The 17,214-nt window shown below is 38.6% G+C and carries 11 protein-coding genes; 4 read left to right on the top strand and 7 right to left on the bottom strand.

All coding sequences use genetic code 11. The annotated features are described in order from the left end of the window. Positions 1-5: 5 nt before the first annotated feature. Genes AOC36_RS02055 through AOC36_RS02035 form a run of 5 tightly spaced genes read right to left on the bottom strand, consistent with a single transcriptional unit; the run spans position 6 to position 5,716 of the window. Positions 6-743, bottom strand: a complete 738-nt coding sequence (locus AOC36_RS02055; protein WP_067630725.1) for a hypothetical protein — start codon at positions 741-743, stop codon at positions 6-8. Then, positions 740-1,543, bottom strand: coding sequence for a hypothetical protein (locus AOC36_RS02050; RefSeq protein ID WP_067630723.1), 804 nt, complete (start codon positions 1,541-1,543; stop codon positions 740-742). The genes AOC36_RS02055 and AOC36_RS02050 overlap by 4 nt, the downstream gene beginning before the upstream one ends. 6 nt (positions 1,544-1,549) lie before the next feature. Then, positions 1,550-2,803 (bottom strand): ATPase, T2SS/T4P/T4SS family, encoded by a 1,254-nt coding sequence (locus AOC36_RS02045; protein ID WP_078055047.1) that lies wholly within the window; start codon positions 2,801-2,803, stop codon positions 1,550-1,552. Positions 2,804-2,806: 3 nt separating this feature from the next. Further along, entirely contained in the window at positions 2,807-3,253 is a 447-nt protein-coding gene (locus tag AOC36_RS02040) for a hypothetical protein (RefSeq protein WP_067630719.1), read from the bottom strand. Between the two features lie 27 nt (positions 3,254-3,280). After that, positions 3,281-5,716, bottom strand: a complete 2,436-nt coding sequence (locus tag AOC36_RS02035) for an MSCRAMM family protein (protein ID WP_067630717.1) — start codon at positions 5,714-5,716, stop codon at positions 3,281-3,283. A gap of 310 nt (positions 5,717-6,026) precedes the next feature. Here AOC36_RS02035 and AOC36_RS02030 point away from each other — a divergent pair, with 310 nt between their 5' ends. Beyond that, positions 6,027-7,514, top strand: a complete 1,488-nt coding sequence (locus AOC36_RS02030) for a helix-turn-helix domain-containing protein (protein ID WP_067630715.1) — start codon at positions 6,027-6,029, stop codon at positions 7,512-7,514. Positions 7,515-7,562: 48 nt separating this feature from the next. On the opposite strand, the gene AOC36_RS02025 is transcribed toward AOC36_RS02030, so the two are convergent. Further along, positions 7,563-12,623, bottom strand: a complete 5,061-nt coding sequence (locus tag AOC36_RS02025) for an MBG domain-containing protein (RefSeq protein ID WP_067630713.1) — start codon at positions 12,621-12,623, stop codon at positions 7,563-7,565. Between the two features lie 312 nt (positions 12,624-12,935). Here AOC36_RS02025 and AOC36_RS02020 point away from each other — a divergent pair, with 312 nt between their 5' ends. Next, positions 12,936-14,126: an EAL domain-containing protein gene (locus AOC36_RS02020; protein WP_067630711.1), complete on the top strand. Its 1,191-nt coding sequence runs from the start codon at positions 12,936-12,938 to the stop codon at positions 14,124-14,126. 83 nt (positions 14,127-14,209) lie between these two features. On the opposite strand, the gene AOC36_RS02015 is transcribed toward AOC36_RS02020, so the two are convergent. Further along, a complete protein-coding gene (locus tag AOC36_RS02015; RefSeq protein ID WP_067630709.1) occupies positions 14,210-14,413 on the bottom strand; it encodes a DUF4177 domain-containing protein in 204 nt (67 codons plus the stop codon). A gap of 581 nt (positions 14,414-14,994) precedes the next feature. Between AOC36_RS02015 and AOC36_RS02005 the strand changes: the two genes are divergently transcribed. Next, on the top strand, positions 14,995-16,506 hold the full coding sequence (locus tag AOC36_RS02005; protein WP_078055046.1) for a helix-turn-helix domain-containing protein: 1,512 nt from the start codon (positions 14,995-14,997) through the stop codon (positions 16,504-16,506). 178 nt (positions 16,507-16,684) lie between these two features. After that, on the top strand, positions 16,685-17,206 hold the full coding sequence (locus AOC36_RS02000; protein WP_067630703.1) for a hypothetical protein: 522 nt from the start codon (positions 16,685-16,687) through the stop codon (positions 17,204-17,206). The last annotated feature ends 8 nt before the right edge of the window (positions 17,207-17,214 follow it).

Genomic DNA, 17,214 nt, shown 5'->3' with positions numbered 1-17,214 from the left:
TCCTCCTATTTAATGACACTGAATGCACGCATAATTTCTGCCCAAATGGAGGTTCCTAAAATGCCAAGAATGAGGACGAATACTGACATCACCACACGCGATGAATACCATCGGAATCGTGATATCTTTCGCGTTACAACATCCTCCATGCGCTTATCCAGTGCTTTATTAACTTTATCTTTAAGGCGATTTATGGCCTCTTGGTCATCACTGTTTTGTTGGAAGTCAAACAGCGCGACCGCAACATCTTCCGCAAGTTCAGTCCCTGAACAAAGGCGGGCGAACTCGAGGAAGGGTTCAATATTTCCCGGGTGATTGGTCATCTGGATGACCAAACGATTCACACCTTGTTTCAAGATGCTTTGATCTTCAAGGCGTATCTCAAGCTTTGTGAGAATCCGATACAATCCAGTTTTTACACCAACCGCTTGTGAGAGGTGTGGAACTAAAAGACTGAAGAAATAGAGAAACTCTACATTGCGCGCGTCTCGAAACCCTTGGTACGCTTGTCTCACATTGAAGAGCATTAAGGCTCGCAATAATACCACTGATAACACAAGACCACACGCGACCCCTTTCATGGATGTTTGAACCGCGATCCATCCTGCACACACTAAGATTCCCACAAGACCACAGTGCATTTTGAGACTCCACGATGCAATTTTATGATAGGTTGTTCCCATTTCATGTTTCTTTTGCACGATCTCTTGGGGTAAAAGCGACAACCCAAACGATTGTTTCACTTGACCTTCACCTCCATGATTGATTCATCAAAGTAATCAACAACAAAGCGATGGTTATAAAAGAAGGTCAAACAAAGATAAAGTGAGCCAAACACCCACCCAACTGGTGTTTTCACAAACCATTCTATGTAGTTATCCCACGTCAGCCAAATAACAGCCACACACAAGCAAAACGCCAGTACATTATTGGTGATAAAATAAATGAGCGATTGCTTCTTTGAATCAATAAAGTGTTCTTGCCATAACAGAGCTTTGTCGTGTGATTGTGCTGTTTCATTCAAGGGTTGTAGTGAATCAAGTCCGTTCAAGTCTACCGTTATTACATGTTCAATAAATTGCACAAAGAGTCGATCGTGTTCATATTTCTGAATCAACGCTTGATACGCATTTTTACGTGTTTTGGTATCGTGTATGGCGACATGATACGCCAAGACATCCACATCATTTTTTAACTCTCCCTTTAAACGATGGGTTGAGACTTCACGCAGTGCATCCAAGATCGTGATATTTTTTCGATGTAAGCTTTGTGCTAAGTTATTGACAAATCGATTGCGTTCTTTAAATGCTCTGTTTTGGTAGTTTGCTGTGATGATTAAAGGCAACATCACCAATCCCCCATACACTAATCCTGCAAGTAACCCAATTGGGATTAACCACCACCTTAAGAAGATTGTGAATAATAAAGTTGGGACATACAGTGTGGGGAATATCAGCATCTTTGCGATGTGCTTCCGTGTGAGTTTTGCTTCATAGTTCATGTGAATGGCATTGAGTTGGTCAATATTCATCACCTGTTTCATCAAACATCACCTCTCTTTGATTCGCTCATTCCATTGTGGTGAATAACCATATTTATATAAGCGATCAACCATCGCATCTGAAAGTGGATAAAACTGTTGGGTTTCACTGAGGTGTTGGGTTTGTGGATCAATGGTGACATCCTTTGAATACAAGGTCTGAAGTCCTGCATCGGTATATTCCACAACTTCTGAAATGAATCGCAGGGTTTTCCCATGCACCGTGCGTTTATCCAAATGAATGCCAAAATCATAGTAACGCAGGATTTCTTGTTTCAAGGAAGCTTCATCGACGTGAAACTTTTGTTTAGTCATCCCAATCATGCGTGGGATAAATGCGCGAGCATTCACGGAATGGGCCGTTAATAGTATCTTGTGTCCCGATAACACGGATTGATGGATTTCATAGATTGCGTGATCGCGTGCTTCGGATAACACTGTATAGACTGGGTCATTTCGAAGGGCTTCTTTAATAAACTGAGTGTGACTAAACCCTGGTGCAACAAGCCATGACAAGATATCTTTATCAGGATAAATATCCTTAAGATGTGTTTCCAAGGTATCTTCTACCATAATCAATTTAAAGTCATCAGGAATTGAACCAATCAACAGCTTTTGAAGTTCAGTTTTCCCCGTTCCAACTTCCCCTGTAATCACAAGGTTGATGCCAATTTTTAGACATAAATCCAGTAGATCAAACACTGCATCATGGGCAAATTGGTGCCAGTTTTCGTGTGTTAATACGAGGCGATTTCGGGCATGGCGCATGGACATAGTAGTCCCTGTTGGTGAGAGTTTGCGGTGGATTGCATTAATGCGTATGTTATCCAATTGGGCATTTAATATCGGTGATTTCTCAGAAAACTCTTGATGGACATAATTTGAGAACCGTTGAATGATCTTTAGGATATAGGCTTCATTGAGATCAGGGTGATGCATGCGGCGTTTTGTATCACTGGTCTTGACCCATAAATCCGTTCCGTTATAGCCAATATCTGTAATGGATTCATCTTTGATAAGTTCTTCAAAAAAGCCCAGTCCAACAATCTCGGATAAGATACGGTGGGATGCGTCTTCACTTAATCGACCCTTATGATCCTTAATGAGGTTGATGCGCAAGGTTTCTCTTGCCTGTTTATCAAAAAGTGCTTTAACAGATAGTTCTGGATAATCTGTGTTAATGGAATCTTCAATCACAGCCATCATGCCACCGATGTCGGCATTGGATTGAATGGTTTCATGGTTTGATTTGCTTTTGAACAAAATTTATTCACGCCCTTTCGATATATCTAAGATATAGCGTACCGAATAATCTTGACCATCTACCCATACTGTATTTCGAATCCCCTTCACAACGCCACCTTGGTGAATGAATTGTTGGGGTAATGCGGTATTCAGTGTTGTGCCATCTTCAAGTTCAACTAAGTACTCAAAGGCAAAGATGACGTGTTCTTGATCAAGATTAACCGTGGAGTCGTTAAGAAAGATCTCTTTAAATATCGTTTCATAGGTTTCTTGACTTGTGATATTCATGGATCCTTTGGTGATTCGATATGATCCATCCAAAGCATTGATATACGCAACTTCACTGGTTCTTTCCAGAGTTTCCATCACCCCATCACGTTTAATTGACTTCATATTGTATTGATACAGCATGAAAAACAGCGCCATTCCACACCCAAAGACTAGAAATGTTATGAAGTATTTTCTCATACGTTTATGCTTCCTTTGTTTAGTTCATTAATTGTTAAGGTCTAAAAACTGTTTCTCGGCGATGGATAAGGTCCTTGATCCATCCTTTTGCGTGATCCCCCAATTGTCTGGCATCGGTGTGTCTTCCCATACATCAAGGGTGCCATTTTGATTCGCATCAGCACTGTATATTGGAGATACCAACACTTGGTCTGATTTGATTGTTGGTGAAGGGCCTTCATCATTTTCCCACCCAAACAGATACGCATACAATTCGATTTGATCACTAAAGGTAACTGTAATTTCATGAACCCCAATTGGATCTGATACAAGTTTCAGATGATAAATTCCCAAGTCAGAAGACCACAGGGGTGTCAAGATTTGATGACCCCCATCCCGGTATTGTTCTTTTTGTTGTTGTGTCAGGGTTTGATACGTCGTTTCATTAATAAGTGCGCCACTGATATCTTTATAGGCATACACACGCGGTACCTGATGCATTGTTCCTTTATTTTCTAAAGGAATCATCGCCATCGAAGCCGTGCGCGCATACCAATCCCCATCCACCAGTTCATTATGCGCCATGAGGGTAAGGCTAACCTGTGTTGTTTTGTTTAGGTCATTGGAATACGATGTTGTGACATCATAAGCAAATCCCCGTCCTGCAATCAATGCATCCATTTGGGGAACTGTTATTTCAAAGCGCTCAAAATACATCAGCATGCTTTGCCCTTGATAGCGTTCTGTACGAACAATCCCTTCAACATACAGTGTCGGGGTATCTTGGCTGTTTTCAAACATGGATTGTTGGGATGCAGTAACCCCTAAGGTATTGATGGATGGGTGTTCAAGGGTTACTTTATGACTTTCTTGAGTCGACAATCTCACTTCATAGTGATGCGATTCATCAATGCCTTGAATGTGAGATGGAAGCTGATAAACATCAAAATCAGGTAAACTTAGCACCGTGTACTCTTGGGAATAAACTATGGATTGATAAGTCTGATTCACCACTTCTACCCGTACAGTGGTTTCTTTAAAGTCATTGACTGCATCGTGATAATGCATGGTTTTTGAAAACCAAGCTTCAACAAGCAAACCATCCTCAGCCTTTTGAGTATCGATACGAATGCGTGAGGTGCTGATTGTTGCGACCGGTCGATACAAATTGGTGATATCGATGTGCGCATACACAATGGGCGTGTCTTGGTCTTTATAGGAAAGCACTGCTTTTCGTGGTGTTTGATCGAGGATGAGATAATCAGGAACACTTAATTCAATCACTTCATACTCACCCAATGGTAAAGCACTGCTTTGTGCTTCTCCTTTTGAATTTGTAATTACTTGCATGATTTCAATTTGATTGCGATAAATTCCAAAGCGTACCCCTTCAACACCGTTTCCATCTTCAGTGGTTTTTTTCAGCGTGATTTTTCCAGTTGCGGTCTTATTTTCCACAGAAACAAGGGCTGTCTTTCCTTTTTCAATGCTCACTTCGTAGGTTTTATGATCCACGATTAAAGGATCGGGTACAAAGGTTTCTTGATAGGTTAAGGTCTGGGGTTTGAGATCTGATATTAGAATTTTACCGTTTTTGTTGGTGGTATATTTAATTCCCCCAATGTCAAACACTGCCCCTTCCACAACATTTCCTTGATCATCCAGTTTTGTTAACTCAAAGGATTCATTTGATGTGGTTGATGTGAAGGATACAAAAAGGTTGAGTGGATCATCCAACTTTAGGGTTGCTAAGGTTTGAAGTCCTGGTTTTAAATAGGAAAAGCTGTCACCGACATCCTTGGCATCGATTTTTTGCCCCTTTAGTTCAAAGGTTCCTTCTTTATGTGTCTTGATGATGAGCTTATTCCCGCTTTGCGTCAGGGTTGCAACCTCTGGATTTGACGAAGTAACAACAAATTGACTTAACACAGCGTTTGTATCCAACAGTTCAAAGGTCGTGTTTTCTTCAACTTCGAATGTTTTGTTATGAAATGAAGGCATCATATCATGACGCGTAATGCTTCGATTGATTTGCTCTTTAATTGATTCATAGTGTATCAGTGATAAGTCTCCATTAATTGACGATACAATGCGCTCTGATATCACTTCCCAAATATACAATTGTACGGTTGCATAGACATGGTCATCCTCCGCCATGTTCATCTGTTTACCATAGTAATCAATCAGACGAATCTTCTTTAGTTTTGTTTCACTTAATCCACTGTTGTTAATGGGGTGTTTCGCATAATCGCCCCCAATAAACTCTGTACTTGGTTCAATACATACAGCTAAAAGTTTATCAACATAGATGCGACCCAGTTGACCCTTATATGAGCCCATCGTATAGTGGATGTTCATGTAATCGATTTTTGATGATACCGAACTGGCATCCACATCTAGAGGATTAATAAAGGGGATACTTGTTAGCACCATCATGAAACACAGTAGCCCTCGAAATAACATTGTTGTGAATCGTTTCTTCATGTCAATTCCTTTCTGTGTGAGTTTTTGGTTCTTATACCAAATAAATAGACACAGAAGATTGACTTTCCCATGTTTTTCATAAAAAAACACCGGTGATTTGGTGAATAAGGCGTTCTTGTGAAAATAAAATTAATTTTTGGTATAAAAAAGAATTATGTCTAATGATAACCGATTCGTTTTGAGATATAGTATAGGTAGCAATAAATCAGCTAAAACAAAATTCATTGTTAAATGAAACGACTTCGGTTCTTTTTTGTGCAACAGCATAAAATAGCACTCAAAAAACCAGCTATGATTAAGGAGGCCATCAATGTTTAAACGTTTATTCTACGCGCTCAACAACAACAAACAATTCAGCCGTAAAGTCCAAGTACTTTACTACTTGTCTTCAGTGCACTCTTCAGTCAGTATCATTGAACTGGCAGAACACGTTGAATGTTCCATTCCAACCCTTCGTTCCGACATTCGAGAACTCAATGAAGAGCTCCCACCCTATATGCGCGTGGAATCCTTAGGGAAAAACGGTTACTTTTTAAGTTATCCTGAAGGACTTTCAATCCCTAAAATTACCATGGAACTTGCAAAGAATACTGATGTTTATAAGATTATAGATGGGCTCTTTCACAATGAAATTTATACCTTTGATGAACTAACCTATAACCTGTTTATTTCACCCTTTACTCTAAAACGCACCTTATCCCATATTAATGAAGAATTGAAACAATTTAATATTTCTCTGTCCACATCGACTGTAGAATTTAAAGGCGGTGAATCGGATATTCGCTACTTTTTCTATGCCTTTTATTCAGACTTCAACGACCTAACTGTTACCGATCCTGACTATGAAACAAACAGTCCAACCTATCAACTGCTTTTAGAAACTGCATCCAATTATAATGGTAAAAAGCTGCATCTCAATTACTTTAGAACAACCTTGTGGTTTATGATTCTAAAACAACGCCTAAGTACTCAAAACACCTTAACGATCAAAACACCCTATTCAATTGAATCCAAGTCTTTGGATAATTATCAGGGATTCAAGACCTGTGTTCAACAGGCTTTTTCAGATCAGTTTAATCTGGATGATGTTTCTGAAGATGAAATTCGATGGCTTTATTTAATCATGCTTCATTGTGTTTCCTATAGTGAATTGAATTATGAAACCTTTGTATTTCACCGCGAAGTAACAGATGACTTCTTAAAGCGCGTCGATAACTTTTTATCCTTAGAATTTGATGCATCAATAATGTCAAGTGCCTACATTGAAAACATGCGTTCGTTCTTAATCAATCTTAGATCCTTATCGCAAATCTCCCCTTCTTTTCAAAAGCTCTCATTAGCAACACGAATCTTTACCAAAGAATCCATTAACAAGTTTTATTTAACGTGGATGGAACATTTAAAAACCAAACACGCTCAAGATGTGTTTGAAATCACCAATACTCAAGATGTTGCCTCTGCACTCGCTATGCTTCATTTCTCTTTGTTGAGTCATTTAAAACAAAATGAAGTGAAGATTTTATTCTCCTTTCAAGGAGAACCGGGTTATGATGATTTCTTAATCCAAGCAACCTATTTTATGATTCCACATTCCACAAAACCACAATACATCTTCAATGAACCCATTACCTTTGAGAAAATCAAAGACAATCAGATTGATTTGGTCGTAGCGAATTATGACATTCCCAATTCTGAAGATATCCCGTGTCCTGTCGTACGCTTGTCCTATATTCCCAATCTTGCGGAATGGACGCACTTGCGTAATCTTATTCTTGATATCGCAACGCATAAATCTTAAAAAAATGGCCAAATTTAATTTCGGCCATTTTCTTTTTTTAACTATTTTTTATTTCTCGTTATTCAAATCGTGTGCGCGTTTCTTTTTTAGATACCCAATTAAACCACATACGCCTTGAATTCCCAATAAGGCTACCATATAAGGGGTCCATCGATCACTCAATACCATCTTACCCACCATATCTTGTGTGATGATAAAAAGAATTCCAGCACTCAGTCCACCAAGTACTGATAAGATTTGCCAGGTACGGACATGGGTCCAATACATAGTAGGTGAGTCTTCATCACTCAATTCACCCTTAAGTTTTGTTTGTTTAATGAGTCCTAGTGCAAGAAGACATGCTGAGATAAAAGTACACAGTGCGACCGCTAAATTCACAAGCGACCATGTCGTATTTTGTGTAAAATTGAGGTCACTGGTACGATCAACGGGAACCGTATTCTCTTTTTTACTAGGTTCAACCACTTCTTCTTTTTTACCAGGTTCAACCACTGCATCTTTGTTACCTTGTTCAACCACTTCCCCTTTGTTACCGTGTTCAATCACTACCCCTTTGTTACCGTGTTCAATCACTGCCTCTTTATTCACCGGAGGACTTATAGCATCTTTTTGAACATCCGGCTCTTTTGTTGTTTCATATGATTTAGAATCAGGAGTTTTTTCGCTGGATGATTGGTTTGTTTCTTCACCTGTTTCTGGAACATTTGGGACAGGTGGTTTTACTTTCTCTGGACCAACTTCACGATCCTTTGAAGATTCAGGGGGTGATGGAACGACAGGTTTTTCACGCAAGGTTAAGGTTCCCTTCACCACCTTAATATTATAATTTCGATTCACTAAATCCTCAGGATCAAACCGACAACTGATATCATAGGTCATCTTGTCAAATGAACCCTCATAGTCTACAAGATAAACTTCATAATTTAAGGCTTCATCATTGAATGCCAGAGGTGTGTTTTGATCAAGTCTTGCACGTAGTGGCGGTAATATGCTGTCTTGATACAATACCGTATCGCCTTGAGGGAGATTGTCCACATGTAATGTTATGTTCCGTTTATCAATTGTGAGTGTCCCATCTACAACTTCAACACTCGCATAATTTTCATACACAATTGGATCAAAATTCACGGTTGTTTTATAAACATTCGCCCCTTCTCCTGGCTCACGACTTACACTCAATTTCAGTGCTTCAAAGGTATCCCGTAATGAAAGATTTTTACCCGTGACACCTTTTATTAGTTCGGTTTGAGTCGGATCAGGATCTCCATAGATTTTTGATAGATTAGGTGCTTCAAGGACTAAAGGCGTCGTTTGTTTGTGAATCCTAAAGATTGCCTTATGGGTTGTGAAAGTATAATTTGGATCACTGATTGGGTGGACGTTGATTTCATAATCTCCCGCATTTTCTCCTATGTCACGCTCCACCGTGAAGACAACTTCAGGTTTCTTAAAATCAGCCATTGCATGCTCAAGCACTTCAAAGTCAACAGATACAGCACTCAATATCTCTGGATCATCCATTCCATATGTCTTCTCATTGTCCTGTGGACTCACACTCACATTTAACGGTAAAATACTTAGTGTGCTTGGTGCTACGGCATTCACCATTGTATAAAATCGTTCATATCGAGGTTTTGGTCGAATGCTGAGTGTTACTTCATAAGGTGTTTCGCGTACCGTTTCACCTGCTTCACGATTGGTGATAAAATCAAAATGTTCCTGTGGTGCATCAAAGGGCCATTCAACCTGATAAGTTGGGTCTTGTTCACTGTATGTCTTTGTTGATGGCGTCAGGGTCACTAAGCTTAAATCCAACGTCTTGGTTTGTACAAAATGAGCATAAACGACAAGGTTTTGTTGAACATACATCGGCTCGGCCTCTACTTGATCAAAGCTCCAATGTGAGAATACATAATCCTCATCTGCCTGTACTTTAGGATACTCAGTCACAATATCTTTAAACTTCTGACCAATTTTGATTTCGTCAAAACGAATCGTATCAAGACTTTGTTCATCCTTAATGAACGTCCCACCACCCGTCTTTTCAATCAAAAAGGTGATTGAATAGGTAGGAATTTTCTCCCACACTGCAAATAATATTATATCTCCCAAGTCGTTCTTACGGATTGTATCATTCAACTGGATTATTTCATATAGACCAATGTCAACAGGACCACTAGAGGTAGTAGACCACCCAATTTGAACATACCCTTCTCTTTCAAAGTATCCCTTATCAAACGTTCGATTCAGCACATCATTTACCAAAAGGACATACGTTAATCTCTGTCCTTCTGAATCATTATTTTCATGATATTCTACCGTTGATACATCAGAATTTTGTGGAAGATACACTGCCTTAAAGATTGTATCGTATTGAATGCGATAACGTATATCCGGGTCATAGAATTCATTGGACTTCGTATCAACCCAACCCACTAAACAATCACCCTTAGAATTGCGAATATCCAATCTCTGTGGTAAAGAAACACGATCATTGAATTGATAGGTATTCGTATCGACTGGAGCCATACCTAAACCATCCCCCAAGTCATAAGTAATTCTAAAGTCGTTGTTTTTCCACATCCCATATATTTGTAGATCTTTATATACGGCTTCATTAAAGTTATATTGAATCAAATCTGGTGCATAGACACCCCATCCTATGAATTGCCCCAATCCATCATAATAATACCCCTTCTTGAACTTAGAAATCTCTTTCACAGGCTCCCCATGATTAATGGATTGGAAGTCTATATAATTGCCATCAAGAGTGCTGGAATAGATCTCAACTGAATTCACGTTTGGTTCATATAAGGCAAACACGGTCCACTTTTGTGTCGGCATCTTACTTTGAGGATCAAATTCTAACGCATTGTTTGGATTATTGGTCGTATACCACCCTAAAAACTGATGATTCTCTTTTGGATGCTTTGGCACTGGAAGATCCATCTCATGATCCTTAAGCCACTGTGATATCGTATCACCCGATGGGATAGCCATGACCTTCTCAGCGGGCTCAAGTGATCCTTGCATTGGATCAAAGTGAAGCGCGACTTCATCTCGCGTGTAAAAAATGAATTGAGAGACACGCTTCATTTCGACATGGTTCACTATATGACTGGAATGAAAGGTTTGACCGCTAATGACTGGGAGTGCATCACTACTGGATTGCAATCCATTGGATACAATAAATGTTTCATCATATTTATCCACATGTTCATAAGTAACACCTTCATGGCGTATGAAGTGTGGTGCCAACACTTTAAGACCTTCTACTTGACTCAACTCAAAAACTTCTGATATCGGCACATTTTTTAAGTGTTGTTCACTGACTGACACATAAACATGACGACTGGCTTGTTCGCTATTGACAGCAACATTTGCTTTTAATGTGATTAACCGATTGGTTTCATAGTTAACAGGAACCAACCAATAGGGGAACGTTGAAGGTGAACCAAGAACCTTAACATCCTGACCCACAGCATTCTGTGTCCCAACTACGGACCACGATTCAAATTGATTCCCATCTTTATTCCACACATTACTTTGTCCTGGAAAGAGTTCACTGATATCTTGACCATATTTCGCAATTAAAGTATAAACAGATTGTGATTGATGATAGACTTCCCCATTAATCTCAATTGCTTCAAAACTCGATCCTAAATCAAAACGAACACTTAATGGGATGCGTGTATAGTATACCTGGATGATGGATGAACCATCCCCTTGGATGATAGTAGAAGCACCAAAACTAAACTCAGAAAACAACAAATCAAGATTCAAGCTGCTGACGTCATGTGTGCCAAGTGTACCATTCGTTGCATCGGTAAAATACTGATTTGCATAATCACGAAGTTGATCTCCATCGATTACAGTACCTGCATAGACACTACTGTTTGATTCATCAATATTAACGCTTGCAGTATGTTGATAATTATGTAGATTAGTCCCAGGTCGCCCTTTAAAGTTCAATTTCTCAACATAGTAATCAACTCTATATGAAACAATCAAGGGACGCCATATCGCAAATAACTGTATTGGACTGGTTATCGGTGTCGTCACATCAAAGAAATCTTCTTGATTTTCCCATGAAGCATCCGCCTTCAACCCCCACCCTTCAAAATGATACCCTTCATTTTGTGGCGTTGGGAAGTTTTGTATCGATTCACCCACTTTAACGTGTTGAGAATCAATTAACGTATTACTTGAATAAAAATTCACAGTACTCTCATTACTAAAATAAGGAATCAGGGTTATGTCTTTATATACTCCAAGTGGGAAATCAACCATAGCATCGCTGCGATCGCTTTCATTCATCCAAAATTGAAAATCCATACCCTCAACCAGCGATTTTGGGTTTTGCGACGGCGCATCAATCCCTCTACCAATTTCACCCTCACGTATATCATAAACCTCACCCGAAGCATCCTTAAACGTTACTGTGAAGGTGTTTTTGAACCCTGCATAAAGCTTCAAATAACCAATTATCGGTTCAGTACTATCAAAAGGAATCAAAAGATCCTCATCAATAAACCATCCCTTAAACTGCAATTTATAATTCGGTTTAGGTGGTGTCTCTTTTGGCATGTTTACAACATTCCCATCACGAACCATAATTGATGTAAACACATCCTGTCCTACCATAAAATCAACACGATGCTCCACGATATGATCAGGTTCATCAAACGGAACTAGACGTATTAAGACATTCCTAAAATCACGACTGTAGGTTAAGACACTCCCCAACCCATAGACATCTGATGCTTCAAAATTACGTGTCACCTCAATAACACGCCAACACTTTGATTCATGTTTGGGTAAATCACGCTCTAAAATCGTATACGGTTTACCATCTTCAACTACACGAGAAAGCGTTGTGTTAAGACGCCCCTGTACATAAAACTCCAATAAATATTTCGTCGCATATTCTTCCATGTTTTCATCAAAAAAACGCGCATAAGTCTCTCTTTTCACAAACCCTTCCACAGGCGATAATTCACTACAGACAACATCTTCTGCCCGTACATTAAAAAAAGAAATTGACGACGCAACCATGATTAAAAACATAAAACATGATACCAACACATTCGATAATCGTTTATCCTTCATACTGGTTTTCCCCCCATTATTATTTCTTTCCACACTACTAAATTATGTGTAACCTTATACACCCATAACAAAATAAACCGTTTAATGAGACAACACCCCCTACTCATTATCCTCAAGCACATACATCCAACCCTACATACAGACAACAAAAACCATGCATACGAAATTAAAAAAAACACGAAGAGTATCTGCCCTCTACTAAGATAACGATTCACAAACACTAAAAGACTTATCACTACACACAATCACAAACTTAGAACCCAAAATCCCTCTTATCCCCACCAAACCAATAGAAAACGTTCAAATTACGATATGCTCCAACAAACCAATAGCACCCCCCATACGACTGTTTCAGTTTTCTTGATCACCAACTTCCGTCGGATGCAACTTCTCAATACACATGAGACGCTGATTGATAACCTAAAACGATTTGTTGATATCTTGAAGACACATTCTGAGAGTGAAGAAATCTACCGTTATCAAGATGATGTATTCTTCATGCTTTCACACAACCGAAATGAAGATGCAGTCTTGAAATCAATTCAAGATGTTATCAATGATGTTGACTTTAACTTTGAACTCAGAACAACTTATATTACCGATATTTTAGAAGTAGACAGTGTTGATACACTGTTTGAATCCTATAAAGTTACCACGATGCAACTCAAAGAAGCTTCGGATACATCACAAATTATCGTAACCGAAGATATCCATCAAGAACTCATACGACGTCAAGTGATTGAACGTGATTTACGATTGCTTTCAGTTCAAGGATTCTCAAATCAATTATTTGTTGTATTCCAACCACAAATTGATGTAGACTCCCATGAGATTGTAGGATTTGAAGCTCTCACACGCTGGATTCATCCTGAGTATGGCTTTATCCCACCCCCACTCATTTTCGAGATTGCAGAAAACTCCGACTACTATAACGCATTAACACGTTGGATTCTAACACAAGCCCTTGAGTTTATTCAGAAACTAAATCGAGAAGGTTATTCCAAACCCATTGTGTCAATCAATGCACCCAATGAATACGTCTTACATCCCGATTGTATTCACAATGTCACAACACTGTTGGAATTTTATAAAGTATCGCCTCAGCAACTTGGTTTTGAGATTACTGAATCTACATTTGACGATACAATTGATTTGCTTAAATTACGTGTTGCTGAACTCAATGAGTTAGGGATCACAACATACATCGACGATTATGGTCGAGGCTATTCATCCATGTTACGCCTTCGCGAACTGGATATCAATGTTCTCAAAATAGACAAAACATTTATCGACGACATTAATAAGGATGAGCGTTTCCTAAACAGTATCATTACCATGGCAAATGAGTTAGGACTTGACATTGTTGCGGAAGGTGCCGAAACTGAACACCAAGTAAGTTGGCTTAAAAATAAGAGCTGTAATGTTATCCAAGGGTATTACTTCAGTAAGCCACTTAATTTTGATGATGCAATCGACTTTATGAAGCACTATCCAGACGAATAAAAAAGAGGCGTGTTCACAGTGGAATTTAAACATAGTTTATGCCACCTGTGATCCTGCCTCTTTTTATATACTTTTTTATAATTTTATGGTTCAACAATCTCGCGTTTGAAAACAAGAACGCTTTTCTTTGCGATTCCAAATATATTCTTTTCAACACCCCCAACTTGAGGATGATTGCTAATGGAAGCAAGTTCCCATCCATCTTTCCCCATCTCATTTAGGTCATAAACTAAAGAAGGATCGGTTGTAATATCAGAATATACAACTCTATATTCGAATTGTTTCATATGTATTTTCTCCTTGATACTGTCAGATTACACATGCTGCTGACATAATAGTGTAATCAACATTTTTTCCTCTGTCAACAAATATTCATTGATTTATAGGTATCGGCATGGATTTCACCTCAAGCACTACCCCTGTTTCTTTTTTCAAACAACCCCACAAAACCGCTTTATATGTGAATTTTATCAGTTATTTCACCAAGAATCGGGGTAGTTTACACCTCTAGAAATTTCTTTTCTAGTACAAGAAAGAAATTGATTATTGATTCATGTTCGCGATTGAATTTCGTAGTTCTTTATTCTTAACGTCACTTTTCAAAAGACCTTTCTTTACTAAGAAATTAAGCAAAAATGTACATTTTAGTTGGTTTTTTTTACATTTGATATGCCTGTTTTTTCTTAAAAGTGTGAAAAAAATATCACATATTAACGTTAAAAACCAGACTATTTCATCGTTATGAACCATGAACGGCGCTTTTTTTTCGTAAGTAAGAAAAAAATGTGCCTTTCTTTCCAATCCAATTAGTTTTACAATCTTTTTGTACAGACCATGTATAAAATTTTTTAATAAAGGAGGATAATCTATGCACTCAAAACAGTTATTTATGTCGTTATCCATAAACAGACAGTTCTGTAGACAAGTTCAAGCACTTCAGTATCTCAGTAAAGTAAGAACAACTGTGAGTATTGTTGATCTTTCAAAAGTGATTGGTTGTTCAGTTCCGACATTACGCGCTGATATACGAGCATTTAATACAAGTCTCCCCTGTCACGTCCAACTTGAGTCTTTAGGAAAAGACGGATATTTCTTGAGCTATCCAGAAGGGGTGTCAATTCCTGCAGTCATTATGGATCTTGCACGTGAAACCGATGTATATCGTATTATAGATGGTATCTTCAACAACAAGAAAACAACATTCGAGCGTTTAGCTTCTGATCTTTATTTATCTACCTATTCTCTAAAACGTATTTTGAGACAAATCAATGTAGGACTCGAGGACTTCAATATTTCGATTTCGTTTTCACCCCTTGATTTTGTAGGCAGTGAAACAGATATTCGATACTTCTTGTTCTCGTTCTATCAAGAATTTAATGATTTCTTTGCAGTAGATAAGGACTTTGAACTCAATGCCCTTGCTTATCGTGAACTGATCGAAGGTTCGATTGACTTAATTAAACCAAATATCCATATTAGTCACTTCAGAGCGACGATGTGGATCATGATTATCCGCAATCGAATCATGTATAAGCATTACGTTGAACTAGATCAAACATTCCGTGATCGCATATTGAAGATGTACCATTATGCTGATTTCTCAAATGCATTTAGAAATGCATTCAGCAATGTATTCCAAATCACAAAACTCAGTGATGATGAGGTCATGTGGGCCTTTGTCTTAATCCTTGACTGTGTTTCCTACAGTGAACCAACCTGTAGTTTAGGTGAGCAGTGTAATCGCGAGTTCATTCTTCACCGCTATGTTGACTTGGATCTTCTTGAACGCATTAATCTCTTTTTAAGCAGTGAGTTCAGTCCATCTTTAGTGGAAGGCGATCTTCTAAACAAGATGCGCTCGTATCTGATTAACCTAGATACACTGACACTCCTATCGCCACAATTTCAAAGAACAACCGAAGTTGTGAAAGTCTTTGCGAAAGAAGCAATCGGTGAATATTATAAGATTTGGATGCAACATCTGTATTCTAAAGAGGGTCAAAATCTGTTCCCGCTTTATTTCATGGAGGACATTGCCGTGGGGCTTGCACTCATGCACTTCTCCCTGCAAAGTCATTTGAAGCATCATAACCTTAAAGTACTCTTTGCCTTCCAAGGTGAATCAGGGTATGACGATTTCTTAATCCAACAAACGAAATTCATGATTCCTCAAAATATTGATTCTTGCTATATTATCGATGAGCCTATCACTAAAGTGACACTGGATCACTTAAACCCAAACTTAATTGTCTCGAATTATAGTTTACCAAATCAAGAGGAGCTGAGTACGCGTGTTGTGAAGTTGTCTCACATTCCAAATCTTGCGGAATGGACCTCTTTACGCAACATCATTATGGATATGACCACATTTACAAGTTAACCAGCGTATGCTGGTTTTCTTATAATAAATTTTATACTTCTAAGTGAAAGGATTGGCTTTATTTTGTTCTCAACAGAAACATTTTAGTCCATCAAATTCCCAATTCTTTGTTATACTTTTCATAAAGATGGGATATTGAAACTTTTTATGTCGTCGCATCCTACATTAAGGAGTAAATATGAAACAATCACACACTGAAAATCAAGCCCTAACCCCCCTGTCATCCTTTAGCATTAACGATTACATGAATCATGAAATCAGCCTTCGCTTAACGTATAACGAGTGTTGTCATATAATTCAATCCCACCCCTACCTTTCATATGATGAGTCGGGTCAAAAGCTGTGGAATATCATCGGAATTCTTGATGATCTGTTGACACTCTCTGATGCAGCCTTGTACCACAAACTCAGCCAACCGATCCCCACAGATCACGATGTTTCGTTTGTTGTGTGTCATCTTTTAGAGTTTGATGTTCAAAGTCATTCCTACCACGAACAAACCTATCAAGAAGTCCAAGGGTTTATCTATCAAAACACCCTCTTTTACTATAATGAAGCGACGGATTCACTCAAGTCGGATGCATATGAACTTGATTGGCCCCACCGTTACCCCCACGTTAAAGTGTGTTCGATTACAAACACGCAACCCGATTCACTACATCCTCTTTTACGAAATAAGCTTCAAGCATTACGCCCATGAAATAAGTC

The organism is Erysipelothrix larvae (genome assembly GCF_001545095.1).
GTDB classification, from domain to species: Bacteria; Bacillota_I; Bacilli_A; order Erysipelotrichales; family Erysipelotrichaceae; genus Erysipelothrix; species Erysipelothrix larvae.
This window is presented reverse-complemented; position numbering and strand designations above follow the sequence as displayed.

Bases quoted from the DNA above. Each gene is read 5' to 3' on its own strand.
- AOC36_RS02030 (WP_067630715.1), top strand. From the start codon at position 6,027: ATGTTTAAACGTTTATTCTACGCGCTCAACAACAACAAACAATTCAGC.
- AOC36_RS02040 (WP_067630719.1), bottom strand. From the start codon at position 3,253: ATGAGAAAATACTTCATAACATTTCTAGTCTTTGGGTGTGGAATGGCG.
- AOC36_RS02000 (WP_067630703.1), top strand. From the start codon at position 16,685: ATGAAACAATCACACACTGAAAATCAAGCCCTAACCCCCCTGTCATCC.
- AOC36_RS02015 (WP_067630709.1), bottom strand. From the start codon at position 14,413: ATGAAACAATTCGAATATAGAGTTGTATATTCTGATATTACAACCGAT.
- AOC36_RS02005 (WP_078055046.1), top strand. From the start codon at position 14,995: ATGCACTCAAAACAGTTATTTATGTCGTTATCCATAAACAGACAGTTC.
- AOC36_RS02035 (WP_067630717.1), bottom strand. From the start codon at position 5,716: ATGAAGAAACGATTCACAACAATGTTATTTCGAGGGCTACTGTGTTTC.
- AOC36_RS02050 (WP_067630723.1), bottom strand. From the start codon at position 1,543: ATGAAACAGGTGATGAATATTGACCAACTCAATGCCATTCACATGAAC.
- AOC36_RS02025 (WP_067630713.1), bottom strand. From the start codon at position 12,623: ATGAAGGATAAACGATTATCGAATGTGTTGGTATCATGTTTTATGTTT.
- AOC36_RS02020 (WP_067630711.1), top strand. From the start codon at position 12,936: ATGCTCCAACAAACCAATAGCACCCCCCATACGACTGTTTCAGTTTTC.